We start from the raw sequence: 20,683 nt of genomic DNA on the forward strand, positions 1-20,683 counted from the left end.
TGCGGTTTCGCATCCGGCGCGGGGCCGTCCGAGGTACGTAAATCGCCCGGGACGTTCGCCGTACGGGTTCAGTCCGCGACGAACGTATGCGCCACCTTGTCGTGCCAGCACTGGCGCCACGGCCGGTCGAAGACGCACCACAGCACGCCGACGACGCCGATGACGAGCAGGCCGGGCACGCTGTAGACCAGCCAGCGGCGCAGGGCCGCGCCGAACTCCGGGGGCTGATGCCCCTCGATGTCCCGCACCTCCAGGCCGAGCAGCTTCTTGCCCAGCGTGCGGCCCCACTTGGCGGTCGGCAGGGCTTCGTAGACCACGCCGAACAGCAGCAGCACGGCCAGGATGACGCCCAGATACACCGACGTGGTGCCGTCCAGCAGCCACACCGTGACCGTCTCGCCGGAGAGCTTGGCGGCGTCGATCTTGTCGTTGACGTGGTCGAGGGCCTTGCTGCCGAGCGGCACGGCGACCACCGCGGTGACGGCGGCCAGCGCGATCGTGTCCAGCAGCCGGGCGAGCAGCCGCTTGCCGAGGTTCGCCGGGCGGGCCGCGGCCTGCCGCATGGCGGCCGCCTGGAAGGGGTCCATGACCGGCGGCTTCCACGGGGCGACCGGCTGGTCCTCGTCCGGGCCCGCGAGCCGGTGGACCTGCTGCGCCCAGGAGGACTGACCGCCGCCGACGCCCTGCGACATGGGCATGGCATCGCCGGCCGCCTGCTGCGGGCCGCCCGACTGGCGCGGGACGCTCGGAGCGCCCTGCTGCGGGCCGGAGAGGCCCGCGGGGGTACCGCCGGCGGCCTGAGCGGCGCCACCGGCTCCAGGGGCCGCCTGAGCCTGCGGCGGGGCCACTGCGGCGCGATCCGCCGCGGCCTTCCCGGCGCCGAAGCCGGGACCCTGCGGGGCACCGGCCGCGGAGGGGCGCTCTGCGTCCGCATGTGCGGCGCCCGGGACGGCGGACGCGCCCGTGCCACCTGCCTGCGCCCCGGCCGCCCCGCCCTGCTGCCCCGTGCGCGGGTTCAGCGCGCGGATCGCCATGGTGCCGTCGACAGGGGCGGGGCCACCGGGGCTCGGGATGCCGGGAGCGCCCTGCCCCGAGGCGCCGGAGGACTGCGCACCGCGGGCCCCCGCCACCGGCCTGCGGATCATGAACGTGTCACCCGAGGCGAGGCCGCCGGCATCCGTGTCCGGCTCGGCGGGCGGGATGGACGCCGTGCCGTCGGTGCGGGCGGCGTGGCCGTCCGGGTGACCCGTGGGCGCGGCCGCACGCGGGTCCCTCGGGTCGTTGTCCTGCGGCGACCCCCAGGAGACCCGTCGGTCCTGCTCGCCGCCGAAGCCGGACTGGCGGGAGGAGTCGGCGCCCCAGGCGGACGCCGGCTCGGGCCGGCTGCCGTGCTGGGCACCGCCCGGCGCCGGCTCCTCGTCGAAGAAGTGCGGGCCGGTCTCCTCCACCAGGGGAGCCTGGCCGGCCTGGGCCGGCTGAGCACCCGGCGGTGGGGCGAGCGTCTCGCCGTCCGTGGGCGCCGGACGGCTGGTGCCCGGCACCCAGGAGGCGCCGTTCCAGTACCGGACATATCCAGGAATAGACGGGTCCGGGTAATACCCGTCGCGGGGCCGGTCGTCACCGGGGGCCGGGGTTGGGGCGCTCATGTCCGTCGTCCGGTATCTGCTCGTGGGTCAAATGAGGGCCTCCACATCTATCAGACCGGCGAGGCGAGCACCGCCGGTCCCGTGGGACCCGCCCCTTTCCGGGCAACCTCGTACACGGACTTCACACGAGCGGAACCCGCGTGGGGACCGGGGCGGAAAAAAGTTCCGCGAACCCGCGTAATGATCCGCGCCCCCGCTCCCTCTCCACTCGTACGGGCCCGTCCACACGGCCCGCACGCGTCACGAGAGAGGACCCGCACGCCATGCATCACACCGTCGTAGAGCGCGAACTGGAGCTGAAGCTCATCCTGTCGCCGGAGCGCAGCGTCGCCGTCCCGGCCCGGCTGAGCTACCACAGCGAGGATCCGTACGCCGTGCACATCACCTTCCACATCAACTCCGAGCACCCCGTGTACTGGACCTTCTCCCGCGATCTGCTCGTCGAGGGGGTGTTCCGGCCGTGCGGGCACGGGGACGTGCGGGTGTGGCCGACGAAGTCCGAGGGGCGCAGTGTGGTGCTGATGGGCCTGAGCTCCCCCGACGGGGACGCGCTGCTGGAGGCGCCCGCCGCTCAGGTGTCGGCCTGGCTGGAGCGGACGTTGCGGGTGGTGCCCCCGGGAACTGAGGGCGAGCAGCTGGGGATCGACGACGCGCTCGACCAGCTGCTCGCCCAGTGAGCCGCGGGGGCGTCGGATCAGAAGAGCTTGCCCGGGTTCAGGATGCCCAGCGGGTCGAAGACCTGCTTGACGGCCCGCTGCATCTCGATCCCCACGGGGCCGATCTCACGCGCCAGCCACTCCTTCTTCAGCACACCCACGCCGTGCTCGCCCGTGATCGTGCCGCCGAGTTCCAGGCCGAGGGCCATGATCTCGTCGAAGGACTCACGGGCGCGCCGGGACTCGTCGGGGTCCGACGCGTCGAAGCAGACGGTGGGGTGGGTGTTGCCGTCGCCCGCGTGCGCGACGACGCCGATGGTCAGCTGGTGCTTGTCGGCGATCCGCTCGACGCCCTCGATGAGGTCGCCGAGCCGCGAGCGGGGCACGCACACGTCGTCGATCATCGTCACGCCGCGCACCGCCTCCAGCGCCGTGAGGGACAACCGCCGTGCCTGCAGGAGGAGTTCGGACTCGGCCGCGTCGTCCGCCGGGACGACCTGGGTGGCGCCGGCCGCCTCGCACAGCGCGCCGACGGCGGCGAGGTCGGGCGCGGGATCCGGGGTGTCGAACGCGGCCAGGAGCAGGGCCTCGGTGGTCTCCGGCAGGCCCATGTTCGCGATGTCGTTGACCGCCTTGACCGTCGTACGGTCCATGATTTCGAGCAGCGACGGGACGTGCCCGCCCGCCATGATCCGGCACACCGCGTCACAGGCGGCGGCCGCCGACGCGAACTCGGCGGCGAGGACCAGCTGCTGCGGCGGCTGCGGCCGCAGGGCCAGGACGGCCCGTACGACGATGCCCAGCGAGCCCTCTGAGCCGACGAACAGGCGGGTCAGGTCGTACCCCGCCACGCCCTTGGCCGTACGGCGGCCCGTGGACATCAGGCGTCCGTCGGCGAGGACGACGTCGAGGCCGAGGACGTACTCGGCCGTCACCCCGTACTTCACACAGCACAGGCCCCCCGAGGCGGTGCCGATGTTGCCGCCGATCGTGCACATCTCCCAGCTGGACGGGTCCGGCGGGTAGTACAGGCCGTGTTCGCCCACCGCGCGGGACAGGGCGGCGTTGATGACGCCGGGCTCGACGACGGCGATGCGGTCGACGGGGCTGATCTCCAGGATGCGGTCCATCTTGGTCAGGGACAGCACGACGCAGCCGTCGGAGGCGTTGGCCGCGCCCGACAGGCCCGTGCGGGCGCCCTGCGGGACGACCGGGACGCGCAGCTCGGTGGCGGTGCGCATGACGTGCTGGACCTCTTCGACGGTGCGCGGCAGTACGACCACGGCGGGGGTGCCGGCCGGGCAGAAGCTCGCCATGTCGTTGGCGTAGGCGGCCGTGACGTCGGGGTCGGTGAGGACGGCCTCGGCGGGCAGACCCGCGAGCAGCCGCTCGGTGAGGTCACCCCGGGCCTGGTCGGGTGCGGCTTCGGTACGGCTCATGATCACAGCGTGACACCCGGGGCCATCGGTGTGAACCCCGCGTACGGCGGTCGGCGGCAGGCGGGTGTGGTCGTCGTGTCGACGCGGCGTTTCACGCACAGTGAGCGCCATGGAGAACCGCACCGTGAGCGCCCCGGACGACGATGCCGTGGAGAACGAACAGGCAGCGCCGGTAAGCCGCCCGCGCGTCCGGCGGCGGGTGCTGCTCGCCGCGGTGGCGGGGTGTGCCGTGCTCGGCGTGGTGCTGGCGCTGGTGCCGTGGGGGCAGGGCGGGACCCGGGCGCCCGGGCCGGCGCCGGGGGCGCAGGCGCTGACCGCGGTCACCACGGGCGTGGCGGCCGCGCTGCCCGATCTGGCGGTGCTGATCGACGAGCGGGAGCGGCATCTGCGGACCCGTCCGAGGGACGCCGAGGCGTGGGCCGTGCTGGGGGCGGCGTATGTGGAGCAGGGCCGGCGGACCGCCGAGCCGGCGAACTACCCGAAGGCGGAGGACGCGCTGCGTACGTCCCTGAAGGTGCGGGCGCGCAACGCCGAGGCGCTGGACGGCATGGCGGCGCTGGCGAACGCGCGGCGGGACTTCCGGGCGGCGCGCACCTGGAGCGAGGCGGCGCTGAAGGCGGACCGCAAGCGGTGGGCGACGTATCCGCAGCTGATCGACGCGCACACCGGGCTGGGTCAGTACAAGGCGGCCAAGCGGGCGCTGGACCGGCTGCTGGAGCTGCGCTCGGGGCCGGCGACGCTGGCGTGGGCGGCGGGCGTGTACCGGGACCGGGGCTGGCGGGAGGACGCGGCGGCCGCGCTGTCGGACGCGGCGGCGGGCGCCGAGGCCCCGGCCGAGCGGGCGGCGTATCTGGAGCGGGGCGGGCAGCTCGCCTGGGAGCGCGGCGACTTGGAGGTGGCGCTGCGGCACTTCCAGGAGGCGGTGCGGCTCGACCCCGACCAGCGGGCGGCGCTCGCCGGTCAGGGGCGGACGCTGGCGGCGCTGGGCCGAACGACGGAGGCGCTGAACGCCTACCGGGTGGCCTTCGCCAAGCAGCCGAATCCCGAGTACGCACTGGAGCTGGGCGAGCTGTACGAGTCGCTGGGGCTCGGGCAGGCGGCTCGGGTGCAGTACGACCTGCTGCGGGAGCGGGCGGCGCGGGGCGCGGCCGGTGGGGTGGACGAGGAGCTCGTGCTCGGCCGTTTCGAGGCGGACCACGGTGACGTGGAGTCGGCCGTGCGGCGGCTGCGGGCCGAGTGGCGGGTGCAGCCGGGGATCGCGGTGACCGACGCGCTGGGGTGGGCGCTGCACCGGGCCGGGAAGGACAAGGAGGCGCTGAAGCTCGCGCGGGTGGCGACCGACCGGCACCGCGGGGGCGGGGTGCGCGACGCGCTGTACGTGTACCACCTGGGGATGATCGAGCGGGAGCTGGAGATGCCGGGGGCCGCGCGACGGCATCTGCAGGAGGCGCTGCGGATCCATCCCCACTTCTCGCCGACGCGGGTGCCGCTGGCCGAGCAGGCGTTGGAGGAGCTGGGCGAGCCGTCGGTGCAGGACGTGCCGGACATGGAGGCGAAGCCCGAGAAGGACTGAGCGGGCCGAAGGGGCCGGGGAAGGCGTGGTCGGTTCCTCCGGTCGTGCGGGCCCCCCGTGGCACCCGCACGACCGGAGCGACTCAGTCGGCCGTCACAGGTTTCCGCGCTTCTCCTGCTCCCGCTCGATCGCCTCGAAGAGGGCCTTGAAGTTGCCCTTGCCGAAGCCCATCGAGCCGTGGCGCTCGATGATCTCGAAGAAGACCGTCGGGCGGTCCTGGACCGGCTTGGTGAAGATCTGCAGCAGGTAGCCGTCCTCGTCACGGTCGGCGAGGATCTTCAGCTCGCGCAGGGTCTCCACGGGGACCCGGGTGTCGCCGACCCACTCGCCGAGGGTGTCGTAGTACGAGTCGGGGGTGTCCAGGAACTGGACGCCGGCCGCGCGCATCGTCCGTACCGTCGCGACGATGTCGTTGGTGTTGAGCGCGATGTGCTGGACGCCGGCGCCGCCGTAGAACTCCAGGTACTCGTCGATCTGGGACTTCTTCTTGGCGATGGCGGGCTCGTTGATCGGGAACTTGACCTTGAGCGTGCCGTCGGCCACGACCTTCGACATCAGCGCGCTGTACTCGGTCGCGATGTCGTCGCCCACGAACTCCTTCATGTTCGTGAAGCCCATGACCTTGTTGTAGAAGCCGACCCATTCGTTCATCCGGCCGAGCTCGACGTTGCCGACGCAGTGGTCGATGGCCTGGAAGGTGCGCTGGGCGGGCGGCTCGACCATGGGGCTCGCGGCTACGTAGCCGGGAAGGTACGGGCCGTCGTAGCCGGTGCGCTCGACGAGCGTGTGGCGGGTCTCGCCGTAGGTCGCGATCGCGGCCAGCACGACCGTGCCGTGCTCGTCCTTCACCTCGTACGGCTCTGTCACCGAGCGGGCGCCGTGTTCGAGGGCGTACTCGTACGCCCGCCGCGCGTCCGGGACCTCGATGGCGAGGTCGACGACACCGTCGCCGTGCTCGGCCACGTGCTGGGCGAGAAAGTGGCCCCAGGCCGTGGCGGGCTTGATGACGGAGGTGAGGACGAAGCGGGCGGAGCCGTTCTCCAGCACGTAGCTCGCGGTCTCGCGGCTGCCGTTCTCCGGCCCGGAGTAGGCGACCAGCCGCATGCCGAAGGCGGTCGAGTAGTAGTGCGCCGCCTGCTTGGCGTTGCCGACGGCGAACACGACCGCGTCCATTCCCTTGACCGGGAAGGGGTCGGCCTGCCGGGCGGTGTCGGGAGTGTGGTGTGTGGTCTGCGTCATAGGCGCAGGGTCACTCCGATGCGGCAAGGTGCGCAATAGTTTGGTTTTTCACTGGGCAACATGCTTAGTGCAGGGTCCGTTTCTGCTGGCTGTCTGTACAGGATGACCACCGCACCGGGAGGCTGCCATGGCGATCGATCATCTGGACGGGCGGATCATCGTGCTGCTGGCGCGCGAGCCTCGGATCGGGGTGCTGGAGATGTCCCGGCGGCTGGGGGTGGCCCGCGGGACCGTGCAGGCGCGGCTGGACCGGCTTCAGTCGAACGGAGTCATCCGAGGATTCGGTCCCGAGGTGGATCCGGCCGCGCTCGGGTATCCGGTCACCGCGTTCGCGACGCTCCAGATCCGCCAGGGGCAAGGGCCGGACGTACGGGCGCACTTGGCGACCGTGCCGGAGGTGCTGGAGCTGCACACCACCACCGGGACCGGGGACATGATGTGCCGGCTCGTGGCGCGCTCCAACGCCGACCTCCAGCGTGTGATCGACCGGGTTGTCGGCTTCGATGGGATCGTCCGGGCCTCCACCGCGATCGTGATGGAGAACCCCGTTCCGCTGCGGATCATCCCGCTGGTGGAGCAGGCGGCGGAGGACCGGGACCGCAGCTAGCCCGGGCCGGCAACCGGCCCGCGACCCGGTGGGGTGAGTCCTGTGAGCTTCTGGGAGTACCTGGGCAACCGCCACCAGCAGCTGCTCACCGACGCCTTCCAGCACGCCAGCGCCGTCCTGCAGTGCATGGTCGTGGCGACCGTGATCGGGGTGCTGATCGGGGTGGCCACCTATCGCAGCGAGTGGGCCGGCAACTTCGCCACGCTGACCACCTCGGGCATCCTGACCGTTCCGTCGCTGGCCATGATCGGTCTGCTCATCCCGATCGTGGGACTGGGCGTGGCGCCCACGGTGATCGCGCTGACGCTGTACGGGCTGCTGCCTATCGTGCGCAACTCGATCGTCGGGCTGCGCGGTGTCGACCCGTCCCTCGTGGACGCGGCCAAGGGCATCGGGATGTCCCGGCTCATCCGGCTGCTGAAGGTGGAGCTGCCGCTGGCCTGGCCGCCGATCCTGACCGGGATCCGGGTCGCCACACAGATGCTGATGGGCATCGCGGCCATCGCGGCGTACGCCTCGGGCCCCGGCCTCGGCAATGTGATCTTCCGTGGTCTCGCCTCGCTGGGCAGCGCGAACGCGCTCAACCAGGTGCTCGCGGGCACGATCGGGATCATCATCCTGGCGCTGCTGTTCGACGCCGCGTACGTCCTGATCGGGCGGCTGACGATCTCCAGGGGGATCCGTGCCTGAGAGCAGCGGTCACGACGACCACCACGGTGCCTCCATCGAGCTGGAGAACCTGACGAAGCACTATCCGGGCAATCCGCAGCCGGCCGTGGACAACGTGAACATGGAGATCAAGGCGGGCGAGGTCGTCATCCTCGTCGGCCCCTCCGGCTGCGGGAAGTCGACGACGCTGAAGATGATCAACCGGTTGATCGAACCGACCGGCGGCCGCATCCGCATCGGCGGCGAGGACGTCACCGACATCGACCCGGTGAAGCTGCGCCGCAAGGTCGGCTACGCGATCCAGTCCGCCGGGTTGTTCCCGCACATGACGGTCGCGCAGAACATCGCGCTCGTACCGAAGATGATCGGCTGGTCCAAGGCGCGGATCGCGTCCCGGGTCGAGGAGCTGCTGGACCTCGTCGGGCTGGACCCCGGGGAGTTCCGCAGCCGCTACCCGCGCCAGCTGTCCGGCGGCCAGCAGCAACGCGTCGGCGTGGCAAGGGCGTTGGCGGCCGATCCCCCCGTCCTGCTGATGGACGAGCCGTTCGGCGCGGTCGACCCGATCACCCGCGACCATCTCCAGGACGAGCTGATCAGGCTCCAGCACGAGCTGCACAAGACGATCGTCTTCGTCACCCATGACTTCGACGAGGCCATCAAGCTCGGTGACCGAATCGCCGTCCTGCGCGAGCGCTCGCACATCGCCCAGTTCGACACCCCGGAGGCGATCCTCACCAACCCGGCGGACGACTTCGTGTCCGGGTTCGTGGGGGCCGGGGCGGCGCTGAAGCGGCTGAACCTGTCCCGCGTACGGGATGTGGAGATCACCGACTATCCGACGGTGACCGTCGACGACCCGCTCCAGGAGATCTTCAACCGGCTCCGGTCCAGCGGTACGAACGAGATCCTGCTGCTCGACAAGCGGGGCCGGCCCTACAAGTGGCTGCGGCGCGGCGATCTGATGCGGGCCAGGGGTTCGCTGGCACGGGCCGGGACGCTGGTGCACGACACGGTGACGCGGGACGCCACCCTGCGGGACGCCCTGGAGGCGGTCCTCACCGACAACGCGGGGCGGGCCGTGGTGACCGGGCGGCGCGGTGAGTACACGGGTGTCGTCGACATGGAGACGCTGATGAACTCCGTGCACGAGCTGCTGGAGGCCGACCGGCTGGAGGCGCTGGAGGCACAGCACGAGCTGGAGGGGGCGCGGGCGGAGCGGACGCATGCCGAGCAGGAGGGCCCAGGAGTGGAGAGGAAGGCGTGAGCACTCCGGAGGCTCCCCGGCCGGCAGGGGTTCAGGAGACGTCCGGTGCCGCTGGTCAGGCCGCATCCGGAGGCCGCCACCAGCAACCCGGACAAGCCTCCCGCCCGGAAGGTGAGCTGGCAGAAGCTGACCGTCGTACCGGCCCTGCTGGTGGTGATGCTGCTGGCGACCTGGCTGTGGTTCCAGCAGGCGGACCTGGACGCGATCTCCGAGAACGCGCTGGCACACGGGCAGGTCTCCACCGCCCTTCAGGAGCAGATCGAACTCACGGCGATCTCCACCTTCTTCGTGCTGATCATCGCGATCCCGGTGGGCATCCTGCTGACCCGGCGGGCGTTCCGGAAGGCCACCCCGGTGGTCATGGCGATCGCCAACATGGGCCAGGCGACCCCGGCGATCGGTCTGCTCGCCCTGCTGGTGATCTGGCTGGGCATCGGCCGCAGGGCCGCCCTGATCGGCATGATCGCGTACGCCGCCCTGCCCGTGCTGTCCAACACGATCGCCGGGCTCAAGGCGAACGACCCGACGCTGCTGGAGGCGGCCCGCGGCATCGGCATGTCCCAGACGGGCGTGCTGACCCGGGTCGAACTGCCGCTGGCGGTCCCGCTGATCCTGGCGGGTGTGCGCACGGCCCTGGTCCTGAACGTCGGTACGGCGACGCTCGCGGTCTTCGGCGGGGGCGGCGGCCTGGGCGTGCTGATCACGGCCGGCATCACCAACCAGCGCATGCCGGTCCTGGTCCTGGGCTCGATCCTCACGGTCGCCCTGGCCCTGCTGGTGGACTGGCTGGCCTCACTGGCCGAACTGCTGCTGCGGCCGCGGGGGTTGGACGTATGAGGCGGCGCACGGTCCTGCTCGCGGCGGGGTTGCTGGTGGCGGCCTCCGGATGCGGCCTGACCAGCGGCTCCCCGATGGTCGACGACGTACGGCCCGCAACGATCGGACGGGGTGAGCCACTGAAGGGCGCCGAACTGACGGTGACGTCGAAGTCATTCACCGAGCAGCTCATCCTCGGCGCGATCATGGGCATCGCCTTCCAGGCGGCCGGCGCGGAGGTGCTCGACCGCACCGGGATCCAGGGGTCCATCGGCAGCCGTGAGGCGGTCGTGAAGGGGGACGCGGACGCCGCGTACGAGTACACGGGCACGGCCTGGATCACCTACCTGGGGCACAGCGATCCCGTCGTCGACCCTCAGGAGCAGTGGGAGGCCGTGCGGAAGGAAGACGCGCACAACGGGCTGACCTGGCTGGCGCCGTCCGCGCTGGACAACACGTACGCCCTGGCGATGAACCAGGAGAACCACAAGAAGTACCGGACGAACGACCTCTCCGAGGTCGCCGCGCTGTCGAAGTCCGACCCCGCCGCGGTGACGCTGTGCGTGGAGGTCGAGTTCGCGAACCGGGCGGACGGGCTGCCGGGCATGCAGAAGGCGTACGGCATGAACGTGCCCACGAAGGACATCACCCAGATGGACACCGGGATCATCTACACGCAGGTGGCGAAGGGGAGTTGCACCTACGGCGAGGTCTTCACGACGGACGGCCGCATCAAGTCCATGAACCTCGTGGTGATGGACGACGACAAGCACTTCTTCCCCAACTACAACGCCGCCCCGGTGATCAACACCAAGACCCTGAAGAGGTGGCCGGCGATCCCGGAGATCCTCGACCCGATCACCAAGAAGCTGAACAACACGGTCGCCCAGGACCTGAACGCGAAGGTGGATGTGGACGGGGAGGATCCGCATCAGGTGGCGTTGGACTGGATGAAGGAGGAGGGGTTCGTCAAGTAGGGGGTTGGGGCTGGGAGTTGGGCGTTGAGAGTTCCAAAGAAGTCCTTGCAAAGGAACCGTTGCACAACTACCTTTGCATGCATGGCCGGAGAGCACAACGTACGGAAACTCGACGCCCGTTCACTGCGCGGGCTCGCGCATCCCCTGAGGATGGAGCTGCTCGGCGCGCTGCGACGGCACGGGCCGGCCACCGCGTCGATGCTCGCCGAACGACTTCACGAGTCCAGCGGCGCCACCAGCTATCACCTACGGCAACTCGCCGCGCACGGATTCGTCGAGGACGCGCCGGAGCGCGGGAAGGGGCGGGAGCGGTGGTGGAAGGTGGTCGAGCAGGGCATCGCGATGCAGGAGGACCTGTATCAGTCCACCGATCCGGCGGTGCGCGGCGCAGCCGAGGTCTTTCTGCACGAGATGGTCTCTCAGCACACCCGTGACCTGACGACCTGGGTGGCCACCCGCGACGAATGGGGGCCCGCATGGCAGGAGAACCACGCCATGGACCTCAGCGACTGGGAACTGCGCCTGACCCCCGCGCTCGCCCGTGAACTCATCGCCAAGGTCCACGAGTTGATCCGAACGTACGACGACCTCGACGTCCCCGAGGACTCCCCCGAAGCGGAGTACGTCCGCTTCCACACGCACGTCTTCCCCATCGCCACGGACCGAAAGAGACCCCAGTGATCGACCCGGAGACCCATCGCGCCTTACACCGCATCCGCGCCGCCGAACTCCACGCCCAGGCCAAGGCCCACCGGCTGGCCTGCTCGGCCAAGCCCCCGCGGGGCCTGCGCACCCGCCTCGGCTGGACCCTCGTAGAACTCGGCCTGCGCCTCGCCACCCCCCGGCCGCCGGCGCTCGCGCACTAGGCCGTGTATCGGAAGTGAATCCGCTCATGAGTCCGTGCGAGTACTCCGCAGGTGCGCCGGCACGGCCCACCACTGGTCCGGGCGGTCCACGACCGGGGCGTCGGGGCCGCTCTCGCCGTACCGGGCGAGGCGCAGAAGGTAGGCCGCGATGCCTGCCGCGCCCTGCATCCACGTCGTCTGGGGCGGCAGCAGCGGCGGGTCCTCGCGGTGTTCCAGAAAGCGCCAACGGGCGCCCGCATCATCCCTGATGACCCGGTCGACCAGCGCATCGCCCATCCGGTGCGCGGCCCGCAGCAGGGTCTGCCTCCGCTGCGGCGCCCGGCAGTCCTGGGCGGCGTCCAGCAGGACGTCTCCGACGCCTGCCGTTCCGCAGCAGCGGCCGTCGTTGTCCCAGAAGCCGGGACGGAGGCGTTGCGGCAGGCCCGAGGTGAGGATCGAGGTCATACAGCGGTGCCGCAGTTCGTCGACGTCACGGCCCGCCACCTCGGCGACCCCTGCGTGCGCCAGTGCGGTGAACAGGTGCGAGGTGCCCGCCGGGCCGTGACACCACGTGTACGTCACCGGTTCCACCTCCCGTTTCGACGGCGGGATCGTGTGCGGGACGACGAAACCGGCGTCCTCCAAGGACCCCACCGAGAGGACGTGCCGGGCGCCTTCCACCGCGGCCTCGATGAAGTCCTGACGGTCCAGGGCGGTGCCCGCGACCGCCAGTGCGGCCGCGATGCCGGCGGTTCCGTGCGAGTAGTTCGGTGCCCTCGACGGCCTCCCCGGCGTCATGCCCCAGTCGAGGCCCGCTTCCGTACGGTCCGCCGCCCGCAGCAGCGCCTCGCCTCCCGTCGTCGCGATCGCCTCTGCGAACTCGCTCTTCGCCCAGACCGCCGTCATCACGACGCCCGCGGTCCCCATGATGACGTCGGTGAGGGGCGCGTTGGAGCCCGGTTCGAAATCGAGGGTGGTCTTCCATCCGTCGCCGGTCGCCAGGGCGGCCAGCCGCCGCAGTGCCACCGCTTCCTCGCCCGGGGCGAGCAGTCTGAGCGCCGTCGCGTCCCCTGCGAGGCCGTCGTACAGCGAGGGTTCCGTTCGCTGCCCGGCCTGTGCCGACAGCCTGGTCACGATGCCGGTCGCCAGTGCCGCTTCTCGCGCGCTCAGCTCCCGGTACTGCGCGATCTCGGCCAGCACCGGGGCCAAGCCGGCGATCCCCGCGTACAGCGAATCGCGGTCCTGTGGCGGCGACACGGTTTCCGGACCGCCCTCCACCACCGCCTGCACGAGCCATGGGCCCTCGGCCTCGCGCACGTGGTCCAGCACCCACGACCAGGCGGCCTCGCCCACGTCCCGATATACGTCGCTCCTCATCCGGTCACGCTACAACCCCTCGGATGAGCAGGCCCGTTCGGCGGGGTGTCGCCGGTCTGTCGGTTCCGGCGGTCCTGGGTACCGGCTTCCGCGGCTGCCTTCAGGTCACGCAGCCCTGCTTCGAGGCCGTCGCGCAGGATCTTGGTCGCGGTGGGAACGCCTGCGTCGACCTGCGCGCCGGTGTGGGTCTCTTCCGTGCGTACGAGGACACCGCCCTTGGCCTCGGTGAAGTTCCAGATGGTGCGCAGCGGCGCGTGGATGACGGTCCGGGTCCGGTAGCGGACCCGTGCGTCGGGATCGACGCCCTGCCCACGACAGGTGAGGGGCTTCCCATGGGCGACACCGGTGCGCAGACGCCCCGGGAGCGCTATCGCGCCCAGGTGCAGGCGGAGATCAAGGAACGCGCCTGGGAGCAGATCGCCGCGGCCGGTGTGCCCGCGCTCTCTCAACGCGGTCGCCAAACAGACGGGTATGAGCGGGCCCGCGCTCTACCGCTACTTCGCCGGCCGCGACGAGTTGATCACCGAACTCGTTCGACCTACGGAGGGATGCTGGAGGGCTACCCGTGCAAGCCCGTCAATGACATGAAGGTCAGGAGTCTCCAGCGGCAGGCTGAACGTGCGTTCCCCTCCACGCCGGTCCATGCGGTTCCCCCCTCCCGCGAGTACCCGGACCAGGCTGCCGGCGCCTTCGGCCCCGTTGAGGTGCTTCCTTCCGTGGCCTGCATCGGCGCCTTTCGCTCGACAGCGGTCGCCCCTGAACTCGACCCGGTCCTGCACCGTTCCGCTCTCACCGTGGTCTGGTTCCAGACCGGCTTGGATGTCCCGTCGGGCATGGACGCCGACCTTGTGCTGCGCAGCATTCGCTGGGAAGAGCTGGCCCAGGACTATGAGCTCTAGCGACGGGTGCCGATCACAGCCACTCGTTGATAGCAGCGATCAGGACGGTCGCCTCGTAGCGGACCGCCGGCTTGTCGTAGCGCGTGGCGACGGCGCGGTGCCTCTTGAGGCGGTTGATCCCGCACTCGACCGCGTGGCGCTTGCGGTAGTCGGCCGGGTCCGAAACGTGGTGGTCGGCCGCCGCGGGAGCCGAGCTTCTGGCGGTTGCGTGCCTGGTCGGCCTTGTCGGGGATGGTGCAGCGGATTCCGCGGCGCCGCAGGTAAGCGCGGTTTCTGCGGGAGGCGTACGCCTTGTCGGCGCGGACCCGACGGGGACGGACACGTGGCCGGCCCGGCCTATGCGAGGCACGCGGACTTTCTCCAGTACGGGTTCGAACTGCGGCGACTCCCCGTGTTGCCCGGCCGTGATCACGATCGACATGGGCTTTTGGCCCTGTTCGACGGCGAGGTGCAGCTTGGTGGTGAACCCGCCGCGTGAGCGTCCCAGTCCGTGGTCTCCGGGCTCGGCGAAGACACCGCCCGGTGGTTCCTTCTGCAGGCCGCCCTGCCTTCGGGCTCCGGCCGCGTGCTGGTGGGCGCGGCAGACCGTGGAGTCGACGCTCAGGTCCCAGGTGATCGCACCCTGCGCGTCGGCCAGGGACTGGAGCCGGGTAAGGATCTGCTGCCAGGTACCGTTCCGCTGCCACCTGCGGAAGAGGTCGTAGACCCGGCCCCACGGTCCGTACTCGACGGGGACGTCCCTCCACGGAACCCCGGTCCGAACTCGGAAGCGTATGCCGTCGATCAACTGCCGCCGGGACCAGACGGGCGGCCGCCCCGCCCTCATCCCCTTCGGTAGCAACGGCTCCAACACCGCCCACTGCTCGTCCGTGAGATCACCCCGACCCATGAACTGTGATCATTCACAGCCCAAGATCCACTTTCGATACACGGCCTAGCAGCTCGGCACGGAACCCTTCCCCGACTCCAGTGCCTCCAACGCGTTCACCGCGCCCCTGAGCGTGGTCACCGGTACCAGGCGCAGGCCCTTCGGCAGTTCCGCCTTCGCGTCGCCGCACTCCTCCTTCGGGACCAGGAAGATCGTCGCGCCGTCGCGTTTGGCCGCCTGGGTCTTCAGGGAGACGCCGCCCACCGCGCCGACCTTGCCGGCCGGGTCGATCGTGCCGGTGCCGGCGATGGTGCGGCCGCCGGTGAGGTCGCCGTCGCTGCCGTCGCCGCCCAGCTTGTCGATGATGCCGAGGGAGAAGAGGAGGCCGGCGCTGGGGCCGCCCACGTCCGCGAGTTTCAGGGTGACCTTGATGTCCTTGTCGTTCAGGTCGAGGTAGTTCAGCGCGGCCTGGGTCGCGGCGTCCTGGGACTCCTTCATCTGCTCGGTGTTGTACTGCTCGATCTCCTGCGTGCTGCGCCCGCTCGGATAGACCGAGTCGCGCGGCATGATCGCCTCGTCCGTGCGGAACCACGCGCCGATCACGTCGCCGAGCGAGACGTCCGTGTCGGGCGAGGTCGCCTCGATCGTCGTCATGCGCAGCTCGCCGCTCGTGTCCCGGGTCGGCGCACCGGAGATCGTGATCACCGGTTCCCCCCTGTTCTCCCCCAGCACGTCCGCCGTCAGACCGGGCTGCGTCAGCGAGAACGGCAGCGGCGCGAAGGCCGCCGTGGCGAGCAGGACCACGACCGGCAGGGCGCAGAGGGCGACGGCCCGGGGGCGCGTGAGACGAGAGAACACGGGATCAATCTAACGTGGCGGCGACTTCCGGCCCGGCGCAGGTCGGAGCTGCCCAGGTTCCCCCACTCAGGTCACGTACAGGTCTCGCCGCTCCCGTGTGAAGCGGCGCAGCGCCTCCGGCAGCGGCCGCACCCCGATGCCCGGCGTTCGCGGCACCGGCAGATGGCCGTCCACCAGCACGAACGGCTCCGTGATGTCCTCGGCGAAGTAGCGGCTGGAGGCGGAGGTGTCCCCGGGCAGCGTGAACCCGGGCAGCGCCGCCAGTGCCAGGTTCGGCGCGCGGCCGATTCCCGTCTCCAGCATGCCGCCGCACCACACCGGCACCCCGTGCGCGTGCGCCACGTCGTGCACCCGCCGCGCCTCCAGGTATCCCCCGACCCGCGCGGGCTTGATGTTCACGACCCGGCAGGCGTCCATCGCGATGGCGGACGCGGTGTCGCGGGCGTTGTGCAGGGACTCGTCCAGGCAGACAGGCGTCGCGATGCGCTGCTGGAGGCGGGCGTGGGCGTGGAGGTTGTTCTCGTCCAGCGGCTCCTCGATCAGCAGCAGCCCGTACTCGTCCAGCCGCCGCAGGTGCTCGGCGTCCGCGAGCGTGTACGCCGTGTTGGCGTCGACCTGGAGCGGCAGCCCAGCCCCGAAACGGTCACGCACCGCCCGTACCGGCTCCAGGTCCCACCCCGGCTCGATCTTCAGCTTGATCCGGACGTAACCCTCGGCGAGATAGCCCTCGACGTCCTCCAGCAGCTCGCCGACGCTCTCCCTGATCCCGACCGACACCCCGGCCGGCACCCGCTCCCGCACCGCCCCGAGATACGTGGCCAGCGGCATCCCGTACGACCGCAGCTCCGCGTCGAGCACCGCCGTCTCCAGCGCCGCCTTCGCCAGCTCGTGCCCCTTGATCTTCGCCGTCGCGGGCGCGAGGTGGGCCGTATCGAGCACGGGGAGCGCGGCGGCGCGCGGCAGCAGGAAGTCGCGCAGCACGATCTCCGCGCCGGCCACGAACTCCGAGCAGTACAGCGGCTCCGGGTCGGCCGCGAACTCCGACCAGCCCTCGCCGGTGTCGGTGACGACGTGCAGCAGGAAGGTGTCCTTCGTCGTCATCGTGCCGAAGGACGTACGGAAGGGGCTGACCAGCGGAATCGCGACATGGACGATCTCGACGCGTTCGAGTTTCACGAAGCGGCCTCCCGGCGGGTGAGGGTGTACCAGCCGTCCCGAGACATACCCGTTGCGCGGAAACCGTCCGCGAAGGCCTTCGTGAAGACGTCCCGTACGGCCCGCCGCCAGCGCAGCGCCAGCTGGGGGTCGGCGGCCCGCAGCGCCACGATGTCGTCGGGCACCCGGCACCAGACGTACCGGTCGGACAGATCGCGGCGGGCGAGGGGGCCGCCGTCGGGGGCCGCGTGGGTGGTGGGCGCGGCCTCGCGCTCACCGGGTCCGGGGGCGCCCTGCTGGCGCCCCGGCTCGATCAGGTCCCAGGTCACCGCCAGCCGGTCGGTCTCGTCGCCGTCGTTCACGCCGTCCGCCATGGGGCCGTAGAAGTCGACGAGGTACTCGGTGCCCTCCGCGCCGAGCTTGACGAAGTTGAAGCGGGCGTTGCGCCCGACCAGCGGATCGAACGTCCAGCGCATGGTGCGCGCGCCGAGCTCCACCGCCCACTCCCGCTGCGCCTCCTTGATCCGCACCCCGAGCCCCCGCTCGGCCGCGGCCAGCACGGAGTACGCCTCTCTCGACACCGGCGGCCCGAACACGGCCACGCAGGCACCGGCGAGCCGTTCCCCGTCGTACGCGGCGTGCACGGCCCCGCCCGCGTGGGCGATGCTGTGCAGCGTCTCGGGCAGTAAGGGCGGCGCGGTACGGGGCGTCTGCCATACGTCGCTGAAGTAGTCGGCGACCGCGGCGAACCCGGCGACGTCATGGACCGTGCGGATGCTGAGTGAGGTCATGGGTCGAGTGTCGGAGGTGGCACGAGCCCTGCCTAGAGCGCATACGCACCGTCGGCACCGACCGGCCACCGCCGCGCCGCCCCGCACCCGTCAGCGCAACGCTTCGGCGACCTCCTTCGCCGCGTCCACGACGCGCGGTCCCACCCGCTCCGGCACCGAGTCGGCCAGCATCACCACACCCACGCTGCCCTCGACGCCGGTCACCCCGAGCAGCGGCGCGGCCGCCCCGCTCGCTCCCGCCTCCAGCTCGCCGTGGGTGAGGGTGTAACCCGGCTCCTCCATGGGCTGGAGCCGGGCGGAGAGTATCGCCCGGCCCGCGGCACCGCGGTCCAGCGGATGCCGGAAACCGGCCCGGTAGGCCACGTGGTAGTCGGTCCACGTCGGCTCGACCACGGCGACGGCGAGCGCCTCCGTGCCGTCCACCAGCGTCAGATGGGCCGTCGCCCCGATGTCCTCGGCGAGCGAGCGCAGCGCCGGCAGCGCGGCCTCGCGTACGAGGGGGTGCACCTGGCGGCCCAGGCGCAGCACCCCGAGCCCGACCCGGGCGCGGCCGCCCAGGTCACGGCGTACGAGGGCGTGTTGTTCCAGCGTGGCGAGCAGCCGGTACACGACGGTCCGGTTCACGCCCAGTTTGTTGGATAGCTCGGTGACGGTCAGCCCGTGGTCCGTATCGGCCAGCAGTTTGAGGACACGCAGTCCCCGGTCGAGCGTCTGAGAGGTCTCCGCGGTCACGACGCCCACTCCTTAAGTGGTGAGGTCGGCGGGCCCCCTCGCGGCGAATGCGTCACCGAGTCCCGTCAGTGACGCGCTTCAGAGGCCGCCGATCGGCCTGCGGTCCGGCATTCCGGACCGCGTCGCTTCACGGCTGCGCTCCGCGGCGGCGCTGCCACGGGGCGTGTGCGTAGCGGGACATTAGCGAAGGCAGTTCGCTGAGCGGAAGGCTCCGTCCAGAATCCGGGCAGTGGCCGGTACGGACCACGCCCGTTCGTCCCGATATAGGGCGCGCGCGGCGCCCCTTCAGGGGCGTGCGGATTCGCGCGCCCGGCCACTACCGACTGCGGCCACAGCACAACAGGCACCCCGACAGGACCACCGGCGAAGGCACGGCGCCCAGCACCCCGCGCCCGGCGTCACCGCATACGGGTGGCCCACTCCTGCACCTTGGCGATCCGCTGCCGCAGCTGCCCCGCCGTGGCCTCGGCGCTCGGCGGCCCGCCGCACACCCGCCGCAGCTCGGTGTGGATGACGCCGTGGGGCTTGCCGCTCTGATGGACGTAGGCACTCACCATCGTGTTGAGCTGCTTGCGCAACTCCATCATCTCCTTGTGCGAGACGACGGGCCGCCGCTCGGCCGGCAGCTCCAGCAGGTCGGCCTCGCTGTCCGGCTTCTTACGGCTGTGCGCTATCTGCCGGGCCTGGCGCTTCTGCAGAAGCATCTGCACCTGATCGGGTTCGAGCAGCCCCGGAATCCCGAGGTAGTCCTGCTCCTCCTCGCTTCCCGGGTGGGCCTGCATGCCGAACTCGGCGCCGTCGTAGAGGACCCGGTCGAAGACGGCCTCGGACTCCAGCGCCTCGAAGGAGAACTGCTCCTGCTCGCCGGTGTCCTCGTCCTGCTCCTTGTTCGCCTCCTCCATCTCCTTCTCGGATTCGGCGTACGGGTCCTCCTCGCCCTCCTTCTTCGGCTTGTCGAGGGCGTGGTCGCGCTCGACCTCCATCTCGTTGGCGAAGGTGAGCAGGTCCGGGACGGTCGGCAGGAAGACGGAGGCGGTCTCGCCGCGCCGCCGGGACCGCACGAAACGGCCGACGGCCTGGGCGAAGAAGAGCGGGGTCGAGATGGTGGTGGCGTACACGCCGACGGCGAGGCGCGGCACGTCGACGCCCTCGGACACCATCCGCACGGCGACCATCCACCGGTCGTTGCTGCCGCTGAAGTCGTCGATCCTGTTGGACGCCCCGGCGTCGTCGGACAGTACGAGCGTCGCCTTGTTGCCCGTGATCTCACGGATGAGCTTGGCGTAGGCGCGGGCGGAGTCCTGGTCGGAGGCGATGACGAGCGCACCGGCGTCCGGGATGCCCTTCCTGACCTCGGTCAGCCGCTGGTCGGCGGCGCGCAGCACACTCGGCATCCACTCGCCGCGCGGATCCAACGCCGTACGCCAGGCCTGGCTGATGGCGTCCTTGGTCATGGGTTCGCCGAGCCGCGCGGCGATCTCGTCGCCCGCCTTGGTGCGCCAGCGCATGTTGCCGCTGTAGGAGAGGAAGATGACCGGCCTCACCACATGGTCGGCAAGGGCGTTGCCGTAGCCGTACGTGTAGTCGGCGGCCGACCGCCGGATCCCGTCGTTCCCCTCCTCGTACGTCACGAAGGGGATGGGGTTGGTGTCGGACCGGAACGGCGTACCGGTGAGCGCGAGCCGGCGCGTGGCGGGCTCGAAGGCCTCCAGGCAGGCCTCGCCCCAGGACTTGGAGTCACCGGCGTGGTGGATCTCGTCGAGGATGACGAGCGTCTTGCGCTGCTCGACACGGTTCCGGTGCAGCATGGGCCGTACGCCGACACCGGCGTAGGTCACGGCGACGCCCTGGTAGTCCTTGCCGAGCGGGCCGGCGCTGTACTCGGGGTCGAGCTTGATGCCTATGCGCGCGGCCGCCTCCGCCCACTGCTTCTTCAGATGCTCGGTCGGCGCGACCACGGTGACCTGCTGCACGACATGGTGGTGCAGCAGCCAGGAGGCGAGGGTCAGAGCGAAGGTCGTCTTACCGGCGCCGGGAGTGGCGACCGCGAGGAAGTCACGCGGCTGCTCCTGGATGTACTTCTCCATCGCGCCCTGCTGCCAGGCACGCAGCTTGCTGGCGGTACCCCAGGGGGCACGGCCGGGAAAGGCGGGTGACAGGTGGTGGGAGTGGGAGGCAGAACTGGAGCTGGCGGCGGTGGTAGTCACGGTCTCCGGAAGAGGGGTCGGGCGGCTCGGCTAACAGGTGTTGGCGACTCGGCTACGTATGACAA

Annotated in this window: 21 protein-coding genes and 1 pseudogene; 11 read left to right on the forward strand and 11 right to left on the reverse strand. The window is 71.0% G+C overall.

The genetic code is table 11. The annotated features are described in order from the left end of the window. Positions 1 to 68 precede the first annotated feature (68 nt). Positions 69 to 1,646: an RDD family protein gene (locus tag EAO75_RS37360; protein WP_147999555.1), complete on the reverse strand. Its 1,578-nt coding sequence runs from the start codon at positions 1,644 to 1,646 to the stop codon at positions 69 to 71. Positions 1,647 to 1,909: 263 nt separating this feature from the next. On the opposite strand from EAO75_RS37360, the gene EAO75_RS37365 reads away from it, so the two are divergent. Further along, positions 1,910 to 2,323, forward strand: coding sequence for an SsgA family sporulation/cell division regulator (locus EAO75_RS37365; protein WP_147999556.1), 414 nt, complete (start codon positions 1,910 to 1,912; stop codon positions 2,321 to 2,323). Between the two features lie 17 nt (positions 2,324 to 2,340). On the opposite strand, the gene EAO75_RS37370 is transcribed toward EAO75_RS37365, so the two are convergent. Next, complete coding sequence (locus tag EAO75_RS37370) at positions 2,341 to 3,747, reverse strand: FAD-binding oxidoreductase (RefSeq protein ID WP_147999557.1); 1,407 nt, start codon at positions 3,745 to 3,747, stop codon at positions 2,341 to 2,343. A gap of 103 nt (positions 3,748 to 3,850) precedes the next feature. Here EAO75_RS37370 and EAO75_RS37375 point away from each other — a divergent pair, with 103 nt between their 5' ends. After that, entirely contained in the window at positions 3,851 to 5,314 is a 1,464-nt protein-coding gene (locus tag EAO75_RS37375) for a tetratricopeptide repeat protein (protein WP_147999558.1), read from the forward strand. A gap of 93 nt (positions 5,315 to 5,407) precedes the next feature. On the opposite strand, the gene hppD is transcribed toward EAO75_RS37375, so the two are convergent. After that, on the reverse strand, positions 5,408 to 6,553 hold the full coding sequence (hppD, locus tag EAO75_RS37380) for a 4-hydroxyphenylpyruvate dioxygenase (protein ID WP_147999559.1): 1,146 nt from the start codon (positions 6,551 to 6,553) through the stop codon (positions 5,408 to 5,410). A 127-nt stretch (positions 6,554 to 6,680) separates the two neighbouring features. Here hppD and EAO75_RS37385 point away from each other — a divergent pair, with 127 nt between their 5' ends. From EAO75_RS37385 to EAO75_RS37415, 7 genes are all read left to right on the forward strand, one after another. Next, positions 6,681 to 7,160 carry an Lrp/AsnC family transcriptional regulator gene (locus EAO75_RS37385; RefSeq protein ID WP_147999560.1) on the forward strand — a complete coding sequence of 160 codons (480 nt, stop codon included), beginning with the start codon at positions 6,681 to 6,683 and terminating at the stop codon, positions 7,158 to 7,160. Positions 7,161 to 7,202: 42 nt separating this feature from the next. After that, on the forward strand, positions 7,203 to 7,850 hold the full coding sequence (locus EAO75_RS37390; protein WP_147999561.1) for an ABC transporter permease: 648 nt from the start codon (positions 7,203 to 7,205) through the stop codon (positions 7,848 to 7,850). After that, complete coding sequence (locus EAO75_RS37395) at positions 7,843 to 9,093, forward strand: betaine/proline/choline family ABC transporter ATP-binding protein (RefSeq protein ID WP_147999562.1); 1,251 nt, start codon at positions 7,843 to 7,845, stop codon at positions 9,091 to 9,093. Before EAO75_RS37390 ends, EAO75_RS37395 begins: the two co-directional genes overlap by 8 nt. Positions 9,094 to 9,144: 51 nt before the next feature. After that, positions 9,145 to 9,930 carry an ABC transporter permease gene (locus tag EAO75_RS37400; RefSeq protein WP_261989660.1) on the forward strand — a complete coding sequence of 262 codons (786 nt, stop codon included), beginning with the start codon at positions 9,145 to 9,147 and terminating at the stop codon, positions 9,928 to 9,930. Next, on the forward strand, positions 9,927 to 10,886 hold the full coding sequence (locus EAO75_RS37405) for a glycine betaine ABC transporter substrate-binding protein (RefSeq protein WP_147999563.1): 960 nt from the start codon (positions 9,927 to 9,929) through the stop codon (positions 10,884 to 10,886). Before EAO75_RS37400 ends, EAO75_RS37405 begins: the two co-directional genes overlap by 4 nt. Positions 10,887 to 10,967: 81 nt before the next feature. Then, a complete protein-coding gene (locus EAO75_RS37410) occupies positions 10,968 to 11,567 on the forward strand; it encodes a helix-turn-helix domain-containing protein (RefSeq protein WP_147999564.1) in 600 nt (199 codons plus the stop codon). Continuing rightward, positions 11,567 to 11,752, forward strand: coding sequence for a hypothetical protein (locus EAO75_RS37415; protein ID WP_148000509.1), 186 nt, complete (start codon positions 11,567 to 11,569; stop codon positions 11,750 to 11,752). The genes EAO75_RS37410 and EAO75_RS37415 overlap by 1 nt, the downstream gene beginning before the upstream one ends. Before the next feature lie 24 nt (positions 11,753 to 11,776). On the opposite strand, the gene EAO75_RS37420 is transcribed toward EAO75_RS37415, so the two are convergent. Together EAO75_RS37420 and EAO75_RS47805 are read right to left on the reverse strand one after the other, a co-directional pair. Continuing rightward, the gene (locus EAO75_RS37420) at positions 11,777 to 13,108 is read right to left on the reverse strand and encodes a lanthionine synthetase LanC family protein (RefSeq protein ID WP_261989580.1); all 1,332 of its coding nucleotides are present in this window, start codon (positions 13,106 to 13,108) and stop codon (positions 11,777 to 11,779) included. Continuing rightward, a complete protein-coding gene (locus EAO75_RS47805) occupies positions 13,105 to 13,488 on the reverse strand; it encodes a hypothetical protein (RefSeq protein ID WP_261989661.1) in 384 nt (127 codons plus the stop codon). Before EAO75_RS47805 ends, EAO75_RS37420 begins: the two co-directional genes overlap by 4 nt. Between EAO75_RS47805 and EAO75_RS37430 the strand changes: the two are divergent. Both EAO75_RS37430 and EAO75_RS37435 read left to right on the forward strand, forming a co-directional pair. Beyond that, a pseudogene (locus tag EAO75_RS37430) lies at positions 13,441 to 13,645 on the forward strand (helix-turn-helix domain-containing protein); the annotation flags it as partial. The gene EAO75_RS47805 and the pseudogene EAO75_RS37430 sit on opposite strands and share 48 nt — an antisense overlap. An 11-nt stretch (positions 13,646 to 13,656) precedes the next feature. Then, positions 13,657 to 14,007, forward strand: coding sequence for a hypothetical protein (locus EAO75_RS37435; RefSeq protein WP_147999565.1), 351 nt, complete (start codon positions 13,657 to 13,659; stop codon positions 14,005 to 14,007). A gap of 13 nt (positions 14,008 to 14,020) precedes the next feature. Here EAO75_RS37435 and EAO75_RS37440 read toward each other — a convergent pair whose 3' ends face one another. The 6 genes from EAO75_RS37440 to EAO75_RS37465 all read right to left on the reverse strand — a co-directional run bounded on the left by EAO75_RS37440 (position 14,021) and on the right by EAO75_RS37465 (position 20,618). Next, entirely contained in the window at positions 14,021 to 14,896 is an 876-nt protein-coding gene (locus EAO75_RS37440) for an IS5 family transposase (protein WP_261989581.1), read from the reverse strand. Between the two features lie 45 nt (positions 14,897 to 14,941). After that, positions 14,942 to 15,733, reverse strand: a complete 792-nt coding sequence (locus EAO75_RS37445) for a PDZ domain-containing protein (RefSeq protein WP_147999566.1) — start codon at positions 15,731 to 15,733, stop codon at positions 14,942 to 14,944. A 66-nt stretch (positions 15,734 to 15,799) separates the two neighbouring features. Continuing rightward, positions 15,800 to 16,909 carry an o-succinylbenzoate synthase gene (menC, locus tag EAO75_RS37450; RefSeq protein ID WP_147999567.1) on the reverse strand — a complete coding sequence of 370 codons (1,110 nt, stop codon included), beginning with the start codon at positions 16,907 to 16,909 and terminating at the stop codon, positions 15,800 to 15,802. Beyond that, a complete protein-coding gene (locus EAO75_RS37455) occupies positions 16,906 to 17,679 on the reverse strand; it encodes a chorismate synthase (RefSeq protein WP_147999568.1) in 774 nt (257 codons plus the stop codon). The genes menC and EAO75_RS37455 overlap by 4 nt, the downstream gene beginning before the upstream one ends. A gap of 90 nt (positions 17,680 to 17,769) precedes the next feature. Beyond that, positions 17,770 to 18,411 (reverse strand): IclR family transcriptional regulator, encoded by a 642-nt coding sequence (locus EAO75_RS37460; protein ID WP_147999569.1) that lies wholly within the window; start codon positions 18,409 to 18,411, stop codon positions 17,770 to 17,772. Between the two features lie 398 nt (positions 18,412 to 18,809). Further along, positions 18,810 to 20,618, reverse strand: a complete 1,809-nt coding sequence (locus EAO75_RS37465) for a DEAD/DEAH box helicase (RefSeq protein ID WP_147999570.1) — start codon at positions 20,616 to 20,618, stop codon at positions 18,810 to 18,812. Positions 20,619 to 20,683 lie beyond the last annotated feature (65 nt).

Origin of the sequence: Streptomyces sp. UW30 (assembly GCF_008042075.1) — a bacterium.
Taxonomy (GTDB): domain Bacteria; phylum Actinomycetota; class Actinomycetes; order Streptomycetales; family Streptomycetaceae; genus Streptomyces.